The 14,997-nt window shown below is 72.2% G+C and carries 11 protein-coding genes; 3 read left to right on the plus strand and 8 right to left on the minus strand.

Going from position 1 to position 14,997, the window contains the following annotated elements:
- Window positions 1–238 precede the first annotated feature (238 nt).
- The 3 genes from ACLF3M_RS02690 to ACLF3M_RS02700 are packed head-to-tail and all read right to left on the minus strand — an operon-like array spanning window position 239 to window position 5,025.
- Entirely contained in the window at window positions 239–1,450 is a 1,212-nt protein-coding gene (locus ACLF3M_RS02690; RefSeq protein ID WP_430655296.1) for a glycosyltransferase, read from the minus strand.
- 10 nt (window positions 1,451–1,460) lie between these two features.
- A complete protein-coding gene (locus tag ACLF3M_RS02695) occupies window positions 1,461–2,786 on the minus strand; it encodes an O-antigen ligase family protein (RefSeq protein ID WP_430655297.1) in 1,326 nt (441 codons plus the stop codon).
- A gap of 1 nt (window position 2,787) precedes the next feature.
- On the minus strand, window positions 2,788–5,025 hold the full coding sequence (locus ACLF3M_RS02700; RefSeq protein WP_430655298.1) for a GumC family protein: 2,238 nt from the start codon (window positions 5,023–5,025) through the stop codon (window positions 2,788–2,790).
- A gap of 404 nt (window positions 5,026–5,429) precedes the next feature.
- Between ACLF3M_RS02700 and ACLF3M_RS02705 the strand changes: the two genes are divergently transcribed.
- The gene (locus ACLF3M_RS02705; RefSeq protein WP_430655299.1) at window positions 5,430–6,671 is read left to right on the plus strand and encodes an ATP-binding protein; all 1,242 of its coding nucleotides are present in this window, start codon (window positions 5,430–5,432) and stop codon (window positions 6,669–6,671) included.
- Window positions 6,652–7,602 (plus strand): hypothetical protein, encoded by a 951-nt coding sequence (locus ACLF3M_RS02710; protein WP_430655300.1) that lies wholly within the window; start codon window positions 6,652–6,654, stop codon window positions 7,600–7,602. The genes ACLF3M_RS02705 and ACLF3M_RS02710 overlap by 20 nt, the downstream gene beginning before the upstream one ends.
- A 12-nt stretch (window positions 7,603–7,614) precedes the next feature.
- Here the strand turns inward: ACLF3M_RS02710 and ACLF3M_RS02715 are convergent, their stop codons facing one another.
- The gene (locus ACLF3M_RS02715; RefSeq protein WP_430655301.1) at window positions 7,615–9,162 is read right to left on the minus strand and encodes a right-handed parallel beta-helix repeat-containing protein; all 1,548 of its coding nucleotides are present in this window, start codon (window positions 9,160–9,162) and stop codon (window positions 7,615–7,617) included.
- 153 nt (window positions 9,163–9,315) lie between these two features.
- On the opposite strand from ACLF3M_RS02715, the gene ACLF3M_RS02720 reads away from it, so the two are divergent.
- Window positions 9,316–10,584 carry a hypothetical protein gene (locus tag ACLF3M_RS02720; RefSeq protein ID WP_430655302.1) on the plus strand — a complete coding sequence of 423 codons (1,269 nt, stop codon included), beginning with the start codon at window positions 9,316–9,318 and terminating at the stop codon, window positions 10,582–10,584.
- Here ACLF3M_RS02720 and ACLF3M_RS02725 read toward each other — a convergent pair.
- The 4 genes from ACLF3M_RS02725 to ACLF3M_RS02740 all read right to left on the minus strand — a co-directional run bounded on the left by ACLF3M_RS02725 (window position 10,537) and on the right by ACLF3M_RS02740 (window position 14,996).
- Window positions 10,537–11,865, minus strand: a complete 1,329-nt coding sequence (locus ACLF3M_RS02725) for a glycosyltransferase family 4 protein (protein ID WP_430655303.1) — start codon at window positions 11,863–11,865, stop codon at window positions 10,537–10,539. The genes ACLF3M_RS02720 and ACLF3M_RS02725 overlap by 48 nt on opposite strands.
- A 211-nt stretch (window positions 11,866–12,076) precedes the next feature.
- Window positions 12,077–13,090, minus strand: coding sequence for a cytochrome d ubiquinol oxidase subunit II (locus ACLF3M_RS02730; RefSeq protein ID WP_430655304.1), 1,014 nt, complete (start codon window positions 13,088–13,090; stop codon window positions 12,077–12,079).
- Window position 13,091: 1 nt separating this feature from the next.
- On the minus strand, window positions 13,092–14,429 hold the full coding sequence (locus ACLF3M_RS02735) for a cytochrome ubiquinol oxidase subunit I (protein ID WP_430655305.1): 1,338 nt from the start codon (window positions 14,427–14,429) through the stop codon (window positions 13,092–13,094).
- Between the two features lie 3 nt (window positions 14,430–14,432).
- The gene (locus tag ACLF3M_RS02740) at window positions 14,433–14,996 is read right to left on the minus strand and encodes a GbsR/MarR family transcriptional regulator (protein ID WP_430655306.1); all 564 of its coding nucleotides are present in this window, start codon (window positions 14,994–14,996) and stop codon (window positions 14,433–14,435) included.
- Window position 14,997 lies beyond the last annotated feature (1 nt).

A 14,997-nucleotide genomic window follows, 5' to 3' on the forward strand; every position in this document is an offset into this window, starting at 1 on the left:
TACACGCCGCCTTCCTTCGGACCAAATGACGTGTATGCGATTGTATTGTCTTCCTCTCTGCCTGCCGCGGCGGGTCCGGCGCCCGAAGCGGCACTGCCCCGCCCGCCGGCAGGCCCGCCGCGGGACAGTAGAAGAACGACAGCACCATCGCGTCTTTCTGCTCGTAACTTACCTGCGATCCGCGCTTGATTTGAGAATCCGCGTTGACGCCTCGACGATCCGCGAGTGTTCCCGTATACTATTTTGCGATGGCGGCTCGTTCCGACGTAGTTTCCAGCAACGCCGCCCGTCCGCGCGCCGCGGCGTAGACGCGCATCAGGGCCGCGTGATTCGCCTCCGCCGTAAAGTGCTTCTCGAAGGTCGCGCGCGCCGCCTCGCCCATGCGACGGAGGGAAGCGGGATCTCCAAGCATCCGCTGCGCCGCCGCGGCGAGCGCGACGGGATCACCGGGCGGCACCAGCGCACCCGTCACACCGTCCTCGACCAGCTCTCCCAGGCCGCCCAGCGCGACGGTCAGCACGGGCGTGCCGACGGCGAAGGCCTCGATCGCGATGCGGCCGAAGGTCTCCGGCACTTCCGACGGCGCGACGACCAGCCCGGCGCGGCGCATCGCCTCCTGCACCACCGGCAACGGCTGGTGGCCGCGCGGCATGATGCGGGTGTCCTGCCCGGCCGCCTGCCGCACGAGATCGTTCAGCGGCCCGTCGCCGAAGAGCTCGAGCGTCGCGTCGCCGGGCAGGCGCCGCCAGGCCTCGATCAGCGCCGGCACGCCCTTTTCCTGCGTCAGCCGGCCAGCGAACACCGCATGTTGCGGCCGCTCCGCCGGGCCGGGACCGGGATCGTGCAGCAGGAAGTTCGGCTTTAACATAATCCGGTCGGGCGCGATGCCGCCCTGCACCATCTTGCTCCGCACGAAGCCGGTCAGCGCGACGAAGACATCCACGCAGTCCCGCCAGGTGCCGAGCAGCCGGTGGATGCCGCTCATCGCCGCGACGCCCGCGCTCATCGGCCGGCTGCCGCGATAGCAGCCGTGCAGCACCCCGGGCCAGGCGAAGGCGCGGCCCACGCAGTCCTCGCAGACACGGCCGTCGCGGAACAAGGTCGGGCGGACGCAGAACAGGCGCAAATTGTGCATAGTCAGCACGACCGCCACGCCTTCCGCCTTGGCCGCCCGCAACGCCGCCGGCGAAATCAGCGGGAACAGGTTGTGCGCATGCACGACATCGGGCCGATGCCGCCGGATGCGCTCCCGCAGGGCGCGGTATGCTTCGGCGTTCCAGATCGTCCGCGCGGCCGTCCGCGCCAGGCCGAGCCGCGGCACCTCGTCGTTGTGCAGCACGAACCGCTCGACCTCGTGCCCATGCGCTTCCAGCAGCGCGGCTTCGGCGGCAAAGCACTCGTCCTCGCCGCCGGGCAGCTGGTAGTGGTTGTGCAGCATCAGCACGCGCATCACGCGATCCTCAGCGCCAGGCCGCGGCGGGGCGCAGCGCGGCAGGCGCGCGGGAACTCGCCGACGCCTCCCTCGGGGACGCCACGAACAGCGCCAGCGTGAACAGCATCATCGGCACCGCCGGCACGAAGAACAGCGGGTTCAGGTTGCCTTCCGCCAGCACCAGCGGCATCAATCCCGCGAGCAGCGGATCGCCGCTGCGCAGCAGCCGCCCGATCGCCAGCCCGACGAAGCCCAGCAGCAGCGCCAGCCCCGGCAGTCCGGTGGAGACGAAGACCTCGAGGAAGCTGTTGTGCGCATGCCCGGCGAAGGGGAAGGCCGCGAGGATGTAGAACCGCGTGCCGAAGAAGCCGACGCCGCCCAGCGGATACTGCATCGCGATGTCGATGACATAGGCCCAGAGACCGGCGCGCGAGTTCAGCGTGACGGCGTCTTCGCCGAAGGCGCGGATCAGGAGCGTGACGGGATCCACATACGCCAGCAGCAGCGCCACCCCGCCGACCACCGCGACCACCGCGATCAGCCCGATCCAGGCGATGATCAGCGACGGCTTCGCGCGGAACCACAGGCCCAGCGCGATGCCGACCGGAATCGCGGCGGTCAGGCCGCGCGCGTCGCACAGCAGCAGCAGCACGCCGAGGAAGCCCATCGCGGCCACCTTGCTCGCCGGCTTCAGGTTGGTGTCGTAGGCGAAGACCACCCCGAAGGCCAGCATGGCGGCGCTGGACAGCGGGTGGTTGAAGCCCAGCATGAGGCGATCGCGCTGGCCTTCGTTGCTGAAGCCCGGCTCCTCGTCCGTCACGATGGGCAGCGGGTTGCGCATCGCGATGGTGTTGCAGACGATCAGCACGGCGACCGCGAACATCAGCGCGCGCAACACCGCATCCGACACCGCGCGCCGCCGCTCCTCGCCCTCGCCAGGCGCCGAGGATGCGATGCGCCAGCCCACCACGCTGATCGCCGCGAGTTCGATCGCCTTCACCGCCCCGGTCAGCGGCAGCGGCGACCAGATGGAGGTGATGAAGGCCCAGCCTGCAAAGGACAGCACCAGCCCCATCGCCCAGCCGGACACCGGCGGCAGGGCGTGGCGCCGCGCCGGCAGCGTCATCGCGATCAGAACCGCGGCGCCGATCAGCAGCAACTCCAGCCCGCGGGAGGGCGAGAAGTCGCTCGAGGTCGCGGGCGGCTTCGGCAGCACCTGGTGGAAGGCTAGGACGATGCAGACCAGCGCCGGCACCGCCGCCTGCATCCAGCGCCGGCGCGCCCGCTCCGCCTCGGTCCGGCGGGCCGGGCGCATCGCGGCAGCGCGGAACCTCTCCTGCGGGACGGCGCGCATCTCAGCCGATCCGCGGCAGGGCGAGTCCGCCCGAGCGCGGCTCATAGCCGTAGTTGTGGGCGTGGCGCGCCTTGACCTTCGACAGGATGATACCGCCGACGTCGATGCCCGCCTGCATCAAAAGGTTCAGCGCCGAGCGCACGGTCTGGCGCGGCGTACGCTCGGCGTCCACCACCATCAGCGTGGCGTCGGCGAAGGGCGCGACCGCCAGCGCATCGGCGACAGCCAGAACCGGCGGCGTGTCGAGCACCACCAGGTCGTACTGCTCCACCAGGCGGCGCAGCAGCGCCTCCATCTCCTCGCTGCCCAGCATGTCCATCGGCATGCCGCCGCGGCGCGGATGGGACGCGATGTAGCTGAGCCCGGTCTGCGCGTCGGTCTGCACCGCGTCCTCCAGCGCGCAGCGGCCGGACAGCAGCTCCGCCAGCCCGTGGCGTGCCTTGCCGAAGATCCGCTCGATGCGCGATCGCCGCATGTCGCAGTCGATTACGATCACGCTCTCGCCCGCCCGCGCCGCCATCCGCGCGCAGGCCGTCGCGACCGAGGTCTTGCCCTCGCCGCTGATCGCCGAGGTGAAGAGCACGATGCGCCCGCCGCGTCCTGGCGCGAGCCGCCCGATCTGCACGCGGATCAGCTGGATCGCCTCGCCGAAGGCCGTCTCGTCGAAAAGCCGCGTGCCCGACATGCCGCGCACCCGCTGCAGTGCGCCGACGCGCGGGATCAGCGCCATGGTCGGCATCTGCAGCAGCTCCTCCACGCCGTCGGGATCGTGCAGGCTGCCGCGGCGGAGCTCCCGCAGCACGACCCACAGGCTCGACATCGCGAGCGAGGCGATGCCTGCGAGCCCCAGAAACAGCAGCGCCGGCGGCCAGCTCGGCGTGTTGGACGCCCGCGCGCGGGAGACGAGCTGCGCATCAGACTGCTGCAGCCCGACCTGCTGTGCCACTTCCTGGTAGCGCTGCAGGAAAGTCTCATACAGGCGGCGATTCGCATCGGCCTCGCGGCGCAGCTCTCGCAGGCGCACCGCGGCCTCGTTGCGCGCGCCGGCCTGCCGCTCGGCGTCCGCCAGCTCGCGCCGCAGCGCGGCCTCGCGGTCGCGCGCGACCTGCAGCTCGGTCTCGATGGAGGCGGCGATGCGCTCGATCTCGTCGCGGATGCGCGCGCGCACCGCATCCAGCGCGCCGCGGCGGCCGATCGTCTCGGGATGGCGGTCGCCGAAGCGGGTCGCGACGTCGCGCAGCTCCCGGTCGATGATCACCTCCTGCTCGCGCAGGCGCGCGATGGTGGCGGAGTTCAGCACGTCGGCCGATCCCGCCATCGCGTTGCGCCGGTCGCGCAGCTGCGCCTGGCGCGCGGCCGCCGTCGCGGTCTGCGCCTGGGCCAGCGTCAGCTGCTGGCGAATCTCGGTGATCTGCTGGGCGGAGCTGCCGGAATCGTCGCGGTCCACCAGCCCCGCATCGATGCGGTAGCGCTCCACCGCGCGTTCAGACGCCACCAGGTTGCGCTGCAGCTCCTCCATGCGGTCGCGCAGCGCGGACAGCGCGCGGTTGGTCGCGGCGATCTTGTCCTGCTGCGAGGAGGAGACGTAGAGCTCGGCCACCGTGTTGGCGATCAGCGCCGCCTTCTCGGCATCGGACGAGGAGGCGGAGATCGCGAGCGCGGTGGACCGCCCGACCTGCTCGACGGAGACGCGGCGGCCGATCTGGTCGAGCACCTGGGAGATCTCGTCCTCGACCGTCGCCGGCGGCGCCTCGTTGCCGCGGCCGACAGCACGGCGCAGCTCGGCGATCGCCTGGCGCAGCCAGGGCGGCAGCTGGCTGCCCTGCCGCTCCGCGAGGATCGGGTTGAACTCGGGATCCTGCTCCAGGTGCAGCCGCTCCATCAGCCGCTCGGCGATCCCGCGCGAGCGGACGATCTGCATTTCCGTCTCGACCTGCGACTGCGCGGAGAAGGGGCTGATCTCGAGCGAGGACATCACCGGCGCGAGCTGCACGACCTGCGGCACGCGGGCGCCGACGACGACCGTCGCCTGGCTGAAGTAGCGTGGCGGGATGAAGTGCAGCGCGACCGCCGCGGCGCCGACGCCGAGCAGCACGGCGACAAGGATCGTCCATTTCCGCGCGACGAGCAGGCCGAAGAGCCGCCCGATCGCGGAGGCGTCGCCGGATGCGCGTTCCGGCGCACGCCAGGATCGCGGGACGCCGTCGCCCGGCGCGGCTGGGGTGAATTGATGCTGCATGCTCTCTCGCCAGGCGCCCGGCCGTCGGGGGAAGGCGGGCGCCCGGCTTGTCCCTGTATTTTCGTCTGGTTGCAGGCTTATCCGCGCCTCGTGCGCACCGCACTAAACGGTCGTGTCAGAATCAGCGTTCTGTCCGTCATGTGAGCGGCGCCAGAACAGTCCGTGGTTGAATTCGAACCCGAAAGGTCGTGCGTGCCGCGCGATGTTCCACCGCCGATCGAAAACCGGCGCGGATCGTCTGTCGCAGAACACGAAACCGTGTCGCAACAACTCGCTTCTGGCGATCCGCGCGACGCCATTTACTGTGACGACCCGCGGCACCATTTCCGCCGCTCCCGCTTCGGACAAGGACCCGCCACGCCTTGCGCGCGCTACGCCACTGGTTCCAGCCTTCCTCGTCCCGCATGCCCGAACGGCGCGCGGCGGAGCGCCCGGCCGACACGGCGCAGCAGCGCGCGCGCACCATGCGCGCGGCGCGCGACAGGCTCGCGCTGGTCTTCACGCCCTCGCGCCCGCTTTCGGGTGCCGGGGTGCAGCTGCGGGAGGACGACAGCGCCTTCATCGGACGCCGCGCCGAACGCGACCGCATCGCCCGCGCGCTGATCGAGGATCGCGTGCATGTGCTGATCCATGGCGAGCGCGGGCTCGGCAAGACCTCGCTCGCCAACCTCGCCGTCGCGCGCGCGCAGACCGAGGGGTACCAGGTGCTCCGCCATGTCTGCAGCGCGGAGAGCGACTTCGATTCCATCCTGCGCGCCCTGTTCCAGGACCTGCCGCGCGCCTTCGTCGCGCCCGCGCAGCCCGGCGCGCCGCCGCGGCGCGAGCCCGTCTCGCTGCCGGATTTTCGGCTCACGCCGGCCGAGGTCGTCGCGCGCCTGGCGGGCTTCCGGCGCCTGCGCCTGGTCTTCGTCGTGGACGAGTTCGACCGCGTGCAGGAAGACGCGACCCGCACCGCGATGGCGGACCTGATCAAGCAGTGCAGCGACGGCAGGTTGCCGCTCTCGCTGGTGCTCGTCGGCGTGTCGGACGACGCGGAGAAGCTGATCGGCCGGCATCCCTCCATCCAGCGCTGCCTGGCGCGCATCGCGCTGCCGCTGCTGGCCGACGAGGAAGCCGCGCAGATCGCCGCGCGCGGCGAGCAGGCGGGGCTCGAAGTACCGGCCGCAGTGCGCGCGACCATCGCGCGGCTCGCGCGCGGCGTGCCGTACATGGCGCAGCTGCTCTCGCTGCGTGCGGGGCAGGCGGCGCTGGACGCCGGCCGCACCGAGATCCGCGGCGGCGACCTCGTCGCGGCGGTGGACGCGGCGGCGGTGGAGGCCGATCCGCGCGTGCAGCTTCTGTATGGCGCCGCGACGGAAGGCGAGCGCGACACGGCCGCGCTCGCGGTGCTGCGCGCCGCGGCCTCCTCTCCGCGCGACGGCTTCGGCAACATCCACGCGATCCGCGAGGGGAATGGCGTGCTGGTCGGCGGGATGCGCGCCGACGCCGCGACCTGGAAGCGGCTCATCGGGCGCGGCGCGCTGCGTCCGCAGCCCGGCGCCGATCCGGGCCTGCATGCCTTCGGGCATGCGATGCTCGCGGCCTTCGTGCTGCATCGCGCGATCCTGTCCCGCCACCGGCCCGCCAATGACGACCGCGCCCGCTGAGGTCCCTCTCACGACCGCCGTGCCCGAGGGGGCGCTGGACGGGGCGCTGCGCGGGCTCGGCCCGGCCTGGCGCGTGGTGCGCCCCGCCACGCTGCCGGACGCCTCGGGCAGGCGCCGTCCCTTCGTCGCGCTCGCGCTGCTGCATCCCGCGCTCGGCGTCGCGCTGCTCGACCTCGCGCCGCGGATCACGCGGGACGCGGCCGGCGCGCTGCGCATGGCGCTGCGGGAGGCCGGCCTCTCGCCGCCGATCGTGCACCGCGTGCTGACGCGCGAGCACCTGCCGCGGCTGCCCGACATCCTGGACTACGCCTTCGGCTGGGAACAGCCCTTCGAGGCGCCGGCGAGCTGGGTGGAGGAGGTCGCGCTGCTGCTCGGCGCGACGCCGCGCGCGACGCCGGCCCCCATCGCGGTGCCCCCGCGGCGGGGAATCGCGGAATGGGCGCTCGTCGCGGCGGGCGTCGCGCTGGTGGCCGGCGGCGCGCTGCTGTTGCTGCGCGCCCCGACGGACGTCCCTGCCCCGCCGGCCCCCGCGCCGCCCCCATCGCACATCGAGGCGATGGCACCGCCCGCCCCGCCGCTGCCCGAGGCAATTCCGGAGCGACCGCCACCGCCACCGCCTCCGCCCGCGGCGTCGCAGCGGCGTGTCGAGGATGCGGAGACGCCGGCGGGCCTGCTGCGGCGCGGCCAGGCGTTGCTCGCGCTCGGCGACATCGATGCGGCGCGCGTGCTGCTCGGTCGCGCGGCGGAGGCCGGCAGCGCCGAGGCCGCAACCGCGCTCGGCCGCAGCCACGATCCCGCGCTGCTAGCGCGGCTCGGCCGGCGCGCGGAGGAGGCGGATCGCGTGCTGGCCGCGCAGTGGTACCGCACGGGACTGGTGCGCGGCGACGCTTCTGCCGCCGCGCCGCTGGAAAGCCTGCGCGCCGCGCCGTGACGCGCGCCGGCGCTACGACGCGTCGTTCGCCGGCGCCGTCTCGGCGCAGGGCTCGACGGCGGCATCGGCGGCGCCCTGCACGCCCCAATCCGCCGCGCGCGCGGGCTGCGCGAAGGCAGCTGCGCCGGACGGGTGCAGCCAGGTGTTTCCCGACAGCCGCGTCTCCGCCAGGAAGCCGCGCCAGCGGGCCAGTGGCAGCGTCGTCTCGACCAGGCGCTCGCGGCCGCGCCCGGCCAGCAGGTTGCCCTCGACCTCCCAGCCCGCGTTGTTCAGCACCAGCCGCGCGCCCGTGAAGCTGTCCGCCACTGGGCGGTCCAGCTGGCCGGAGACGTAGATCTGTCGCCGCCCATTGCAGGCGATCACGTTTCCGACAAGCCGCAGGCCGCGCGCCTCCGCGCCCAGAACGCCGCCCTCCGCATTGCCGCAGATGCGCGATCCCGAGACCTCCACCGGCCCCTGCGCGGCCTCGACGACGACGCCGAAGCGGAGGTTGTCGCAGATCTCGGAATCGCGCAGCGTGACGCGGCTGATGTTGAAGTCGAACCAGACGCCATAGGTGCGGTTGTCCCGCGCGCGGTGCCGCTCGACGACGGCGTCGTACAACTCCACCGTCTTCATCCCCGCCGAGGACCAGCCGGTATAGCCGCCGCTCTCGCCGCGCCAGTTGTTCGCGGAGGTCTCGTTCCCGCTCACCAGCGCATTCCGCACGCGCCACATGCCGAGACCCATCTCGCCGTTGCCGTTCAGGACGTTGCGCTCCAGCGTGATGTCGCGCGACCGCTTCACCGACAGGCCCGCCGCGTTGTTCGCGCGGAACACGGAATCCGTGATGCGCACGCGGCGCGCGCCGTCCACCACCACCGCCGCGTCTGCCATCCGGCTGTTGGCGTGCTGGAAGACCAGGCCGGTGATCTCGATGTCCTGCGCGCCGGCGATGGTGAGCAGGCGTGGCCGGCGCGCGACCTCCAGCACGACGCGGCGGGCGTTCGCGCCCGGCGGCAGCGCGACCTCGAAGCGGCCGCGCACACGGTCGGCGAGGAAGCCGCCGGGCTGCAGGGCGACGGGACGCTCGACCTGCAGCAGCGGCGATCCCTCGTGGAACACCATCTCGCGCCAGCGCGCGGGCATGCCGATCTCCGCGGCGGGCCAGCCGTCCGGGATCGGCGAGAGCGGCATCACGGGCGCCTGCTCGATCGTGATCCGCGTGGCGCCGGCGCGCTGCGAGACGGTGACGACATCCGATCCCGACAGCACCGCGGCGCCGGGCACCGCCGCGCGGATCCGCAGCCGCGGCGCGGGCCCGCCGTGGATCTCCACGGCCTCCCGGTAGGTGCCGGGCGCCATGACGATCGTGACCGGCACCGCCAGCGGCGCGACGCTCCAGGCGCGGATGGCGGCGCCAAGCGAGCGGAACGGCCTGGCCGCGCTGCCGTCGCCGGCTGCGGCCGCGCCGTCGGGCGGGGCGACATGCAGCACCGTCTGCCCGAACGCCGGCAGCGCCCCCGGCGTCCCGAGCAGCAGCACGGCCAGGAGGGCCGCGCGAGATTTCAGCGCTTGCATCCGCGCCCCCGTTCCACGATCGGCGCGACCTTGCCGCCGCTTCGCGCGACACGCGATGGTCTCCTGCCGATGCTGGACGACTCGTGATGCCCGCCGCGCGATGCGCGCCGCGCCGCTCCGCTATGGTGGGAACCGAAGCTGGGACGGGGCGGGATGCGGTTGCACGATGCGAAGAGCAGCGGGAAGGCGCGCGGCACGCCGCCCTGGCGCGCCGCGCTGCTCGGGCGGGGGCTGCGCATCTTCGGCGCGCTCGCGTCGCAGGGCACGGTCAGCCTCGGGCTCTTCATCACCAACCTGATCCTGATCCGCACCGTCACGCCCTATGAATTCGGCGAGATCGCGATCCTGCTCGGCGCGCTGTTCTTCGCGAACAACCTGTTCGGCACCTTCGTGACCTATCCCATGACGCTGCGCCTGGCGGAGGACCCCGCCGATGCGCCGGCGGTGGTCGGCTCCTTCATGGCAACCGGGCTCGTCTTCGCGCTGCCGATCGCCGTTGCCGTGTTCGCGATCGGCCTGGTGGTGGCCGAGCCAGCGCTCGCAGCGGTCGCGGCGCTGGCCGGGTTTGCCTGGCTGCTGCAGTCCGTGACCCGAAAGGCGCTGCATGCGCAGCTGCTGTTCCTGCGATCGGCCGTCGGGGACGCGCTGTGCCATCTCGGGCTGCCGCTCGGCGTCGCGCTGAGCCTGCAGGCCGGCGCCTTCGGTCTGCCGACGACCTTTGCCGTGCTCGCGCTGACCGCGACGCTCGCGACGCTGCTGCAGGCCTGGCAGTGCGGACTGCGCCCGCGTCACCTCCGCTTCTCGCGCGCGCGGCTCGCGGAATGCGTGGCGACGGGCAGGCTGACCGCGGTCGGCGCGATCGTCGATGTGCTGCTGCCGCAGCTCGTGCTCTGGACGCTGCTGGCCACCCAGGGCAAGGCGATGGTTGCGGTGCACACCGCGATGATCTCGATCGTCGGGATCTCGCACCCGCTGCTGTTCAGCATCCAGACGCTCGTCGTGCCCGTGGTCCGTCGCGCGGAACAGGCATCCGGCCGCCGCCGGGCGGTGCTGGAGGGCATCATCGCCGCCGCGCCGCTCGCTGGGGCGATGGGCTGCGTCGGGATCGCGGTGCTGCTCTTTCCGCTGCCCATCATCACGCTGTTCTACGGCACCAGCGGGGATTACGGCAGCTACGCCGGCGCGCTGCGCCTGCTCGGCATCACCTATCTGCTGACCGCCGCGGCGGAGAGCGCTAGCGCCCTGCTCCTCGGCCTCGGGCGCGCGCGGGAGCAGCGGACGGCGCAGCTCGTCGGCTTCGCCACCGCGGTGACGGTCGGGCTGCCGGCCGCTGCCGCCTTCGGCGCCTTCGGCTCGGCGACCGTCGGCGGCCTGTCAGCCGCCGGCCGCCTCGCCCGCGCGATCCCCGTATTGCGGCGCTGAGCCGCGGCTTTCGACGCGCCGCGGCGCGGGTGGCCCGGCGACCGGCGCCAGCACCTGTTCGTAGATGCGCTCCATCCGCTCGGTGCGGCGGTCCCATGCCTCGGTCTCGAGGACCCAGAGCCGCCCGGCGCGCGACATCGCGGCCAGGCGCGGCCGGTCGGCGGCGAGGTCCAGCACGGCACGCGCCATGCTCTCCGCCACCTGCTCCCGCGGGCCGACGGGCACCTTCACGGTTGCGTCGTTCGGCAGATGCGCGCCGGCGCCCTGGTGGTCGATGCAGATCACCGGCGCACCGCCGGCCAGCGCCTCCAACGTCGTCGTGCCGAAGCTGTCGCGGATGCTGGTGAAGAGGAAGACATGCGCGCTGCGATAGAGATCCTGCACTTCCCGCCAGGGCCGCTTGCCGAGGAAGCGGATGGGAAGGCCGAGCTCCTCCGCGCGGCGCCGCACCGCCGCGGCGTTCGGCCCGTCGCCCACCACGACGAAGCGGATGTCCTGGCCGCGGAGCTTCCGCGCCACTTCCAGCAGCAGGCCGATGCCCTTGCGCAGCTCGATCTGCCCGGCGAAGAACACGGTGAACGGTCCCTGCGTCGGGCGTTCAGCCAGCGGCGCGTCCAGCACGCGGGGCGGCACGCCGACATCCACGAACAAGCGCGGGCGCTGCACGCCGGCGCGCCGCAGCACCGCCGCCGTCTCGTTGTTGACCGCCATGACGAGCCTGGCCTGGCGCGCGGCGCGCCGCACGGAGGGCAGGTAGGGCAGCAGCGCGATGCGCAGGCTCCGCACGACCTCGAGCGGCGCCTGCCAGCCGAACTCCCGCAGCAGCGGCCAGGGCGTGGTCTGCCCGCCGCCGAGCGGCCCCCAGATGAAGGGCTTGCCGAGCTCGCCGAGCCGCGGCGGCGCGCCGATCGTGCTCCAGCTCACGTGATGGATCAGGTCGAAATCATGCTCGGCGTCCAGCTCCCGCGCGATCCGCAGGACGTGGCGCTGCCAGGCGACGTAGTGCAGCCGGATGCCGCGCTGCGACGGCAGGCGCAGCATGTCCCACCAGCCCAGCCGCCCGGTATAGGTGAAGCGCAGCCGTGGCAGCGGATGCTCCGCAAGGTACCGCTCGATCGCGGGGCGGAAGTATTCGTGGGTGATCACCCAGACGTCATGGTCGGCGGCCAGGTTCTCCGCCCAGTTCCAGGTGATGCCGGGCTCCGAGCCCGCATCCGGCGCGCAGGCAATGCCTGATAGCAGGATCCGCATCGTCAGCGCCGCGCCGGCGGGACCGCGCAAGCCCGCGTGATCCCGGTTCCATGTGACGCAACGCCCATCGCGATGTCCCTTCCCGCCATTGCGGCGATCGCGCCGCGCTGCGGGAAGCAATGCGCTACGCCGTGCTGCTCTGCCAACACTCCGCGGGCCGGCCCACGCCGTCTTGATCCGGGATCGTCACGCCGTAGGCGTGCCTGCGGCACAGGGGGCGAAGGCGTGCCGGCAGGCCGGCTCAGTCGTAGCGCAGCTCCATCGCCTTGCCGCCGAAGATGCGCCAGGCGAGCACGGTGTAGGCCAGGATCACCGGCAGCACGAAAACCGCGCCGGCGAGGATGATGCTCAGCGATTCCGGCGCGCTCGCGGCCTGGAACAGGGTCAGCTTCTCCGGGACGATATAGGGGAAGAAGGACCAGGCGAGGCCGGCGAAGGACAGGCAGAACAGCGCGACCGCGGCCCAGAAGGGCAGGCGCCGCAGCGCGTCGTGCGGCAGCGGCATGTGACGCAGCAGCGCGAAGAGACCCGCGATGATCGCGAAGGTCGCGAGCGGCCGCGGGGCGAGGGCCAGCAGGTTCGGCATCTCGAACCAGCGCCCCATGATCCGCGCCGAGGCCAGCGGCGTCGCCACGGAAACGCCCGCGATCCCGACCGCCACCACCCACAGCGTGCGTCGCGCCCATCCCACGGCCTGGCGCTGCAATTCGCCCTCGGCGCGCCAGATCAGCCAGCAGGATCCGATGAAGGCATAGGCCGCCGCGACCCCGAAGGCCGAGAGGAAGGCGAAGGCGGTGGCCGCCACGCTCTCGTCGAAGCCCAGCACGTAGCGCCCGAGCATCCAGCCCTGCATTAGCGAGGCGAGTGCCGATCCGCCGACGAAGGCGTGGTCCCAGCGCCGCTTGTGCACGGGCGTCGCGGCCTTGGCGCGGAACTCGAAGGCGACGCCACGCAGGATCAGCCCGGCCAGCATCAGCGCGACAGGGAGATAGAGCGCGGTCAGCACGATCCCATGCGCGGTGGGGAAGGCGACCAGCAGCAGCCCGACGCCCAGCACCAGCCAGGTCTCGTTGGCATCCCAGAAAGGCCCGATGGAGGCGACCATGCGGTCGCGGTCGCGTTCTTCCGGCACCGCCGGCATCAGCAGCCCGACGCCGAGGTCGAAGCCGTCCAGCACGACATAGAGCAGGATGGAGAAGGCCATCAGCCCCGCGAAGACCAGCGCGAGCGTGTCGGCGGGCAGGAAGGGCGTCATCTCAGGCTCCGGCGGGCAAGGGCTGGTTGCCCGGCAGGTGCTCCAGCAGCCGGCCCTTCGCCGCCGAGCGGAACAGCGTCATCACATAGGCCGCCAGCAGCAGCGCGTAGAGCGCCAGGTACATCGCGAGCGTCGAGCCGATCGCCGCCGCCGGCACCGGCCCCGCGGCCTCCGCCGTGGTCAGCACGCCGGTGACGAGCCAGGGCTGGCGCCCGATCTCGGTGACGTACCAGCCGGCCAGCGTCGCGATCCAGCCCGCGAAGGTCATCGCGACGAGGCCGCGCAGCAGCAGCTTCGGCAGCGTGCCGCGCCGCCACAGCAGCAAGGCCGCGCCAAGGCCGAAGGCGATCATCAGCAGCCCCGTGCCCACCATGATGCGGAAGGCGAAGAAGACAGGCGCGACGGGCGGGTGCCTTCCCTCGAACCGGTCGAGCCCCGGCACCACGCCATCCGCGCTGTGCGTCAGGATCAGGCTCGCGCCGGACGGGATCGCGATCTCGAAGCGGTTCGACCGCGTCGCCTCGTCGGGGATGGCGAACAGCAGCAGCGGCACGTTGCCCCCGGTCCTCCAGTTGCCTTCCATCGCCGCGACCTTGGCGGGCTGGTGCGCCAGCGTGTTGAGGCCATGCAGGTCGCCGACGAAGGCCTGGACCGGCGCCAGCACGGCCGCCATCACCACACCGGTGCGCAGGGCCGCGGCGACGGCCGGCGCGGTGTCGCCGCGCAGCCAGCGATAGGCCGACAGGCCCGCGATCAGGAAGGCGCAGGTCAGCGCGGAGGCCAACAGCATATGCGCGAGCCGATAGGGCAGCGACGGCGTGAAGACGATCGCCAGCCAGTCCGTCGCATGCGCCACGCCGTCGCGCATCTCGAAGCCCTGCGGCGTGTGCATCCAGGAATTCAGCACCAGGATCCAGAAGGCGCTCATCGTGGTGCCGAAGGCGACGAGGACGGTGGCGGTGGTGTGCAGCCAGCCCGGCACGCGCCGCCAGCCGAACAGCATGATGCCGAGGAAGGTGGCTTCCAGGAAGAACGCCGTCAGCACCTCATAGGCCAGCAGCGGGCCCGCGATGTTGCCGACCTTCTCCATGAAGCCCGGCCAGTTCGTGCCGAACTGGAAGCTCATCGTGATGCCCGACACGACGCCCATCGCGAAGGACAGCGCGAAGACCTTCACCCAGAAGCGGTAGGCGTCCATCCACTTCGCGTCGCCGGTCGCGCTGAAGCGCAGCTTGAAGAACAGCAGCACCCAGCCGAGCGCGATGGTGATGGTCGGGAACAGGATATGGAAGGAGATGTTGGCCGCGAACTGGATGCGGGCGAGCGTCAGCGCGTCCATCGGTCAGGCCTTCCCCTTCCGCCGTCCGAGCGACACCACCTTGTCCGTCGCCTCCACCAGCCGCGCGACGCGCGAGCCGAGCGCGAGAAGCTGCGCCAGCCGCTCGGTCTGGAGCTTCCGGACGTCGTCGTACCAGGTGGTGAGCTGCTCGATCAGGCCGTGCATCTCGGCCATGCGGTGCTGCGCGTGGCGCTCCGCCTCGCTCGCCGGCGCCTGCATCAGCAATTCGCGCAGCACCGACAGCGTCGGGTCCACCTCGCGCTTCTTCCGCTCCTCCGCCAGTACGCGCAGGATCTCCCAGACGTCGCCGGGTGTCGCGAAGTGGTCGCGCCGGTCGTCCGGGATGTGGCGGACCTTGACCAGGTTCCAGGCCTGCAGCTCGCGCAGGCCCATCGAGACGTTGGACCGCGACACGCCGAGCGCGTCCACGATCTCGTCGGCGTTCAGCGGCGCCGGCGAGACGTAGAGCAGCGCGTAGATCTGCCCGACGGTGCGGTTGATGCCCCAGCGGCCGCCCATCTCGCCGAAATGCAGCACGAAGGACTGGATCAGCGGTGGCAGGTGCATG

The organism is Falsiroseomonas sp. HW251, assembly GCF_050563545.1.
Taxonomy (GTDB): Bacteria; Pseudomonadota; Alphaproteobacteria; order Acetobacterales; family Acetobacteraceae; genus Falsiroseomonas.

What these genes read in the sequence shown, in the direction of transcription:
- ACLF3M_RS02690 (WP_430655296.1), bottom strand. Translation starts at nt 1,450, where the DNA reads ATGCGCGTGCTGATGCTGCACAACCACTACCAGCTGCCCGGCGGCGAG.
- ACLF3M_RS02695 (WP_430655297.1), bottom strand. Translation starts at nt 2,786, where the DNA reads ATGCGCGCCGTCCCGCAGGAGAGGTTCCGCGCTGCCGCGATGCGCCCG.
- ACLF3M_RS02700 (WP_430655298.1), bottom strand. Translation starts at nt 5,025, where the DNA reads ATGCAGCATCAATTCACCCCAGCCGCGCCGGGCGACGGCGTCCCGCGA.
- ACLF3M_RS02705 (WP_430655299.1), top strand. Translation starts at nt 5,430, where the DNA reads ATGCCCGAACGGCGCGCGGCGGAGCGCCCGGCCGACACGGCGCAGCAG.
- ACLF3M_RS02710 (WP_430655300.1), top strand. Translation starts at nt 6,652, where the DNA reads ATGACGACCGCGCCCGCTGAGGTCCCTCTCACGACCGCCGTGCCCGAG.
- ACLF3M_RS02715 (WP_430655301.1), bottom strand. Translation starts at nt 9,162, where the DNA reads ATGCAAGCGCTGAAATCTCGCGCGGCCCTCCTGGCCGTGCTGCTGCTC.
- ACLF3M_RS02720 (WP_430655302.1), top strand. Translation starts at nt 9,316, where the DNA reads ATGCGGTTGCACGATGCGAAGAGCAGCGGGAAGGCGCGCGGCACGCCG.
- ACLF3M_RS02730 (WP_430655304.1), bottom strand. Translation starts at nt 13,090, where the DNA reads ATGACGCCCTTCCTGCCCGCCGACACGCTCGCGCTGGTCTTCGCGGGG.
- ACLF3M_RS02735 (WP_430655305.1), bottom strand. Translation starts at nt 14,429, where the DNA reads ATGGACGCGCTGACGCTCGCCCGCATCCAGTTCGCGGCCAACATCTCC.
- ACLF3M_RS02740 (WP_430655306.1), bottom strand. Translation starts at nt 14,996, where the DNA reads ATGCACCTGCCACCGCTGATCCAGTCCTTCGTGCTGCATTTCGGCGAG.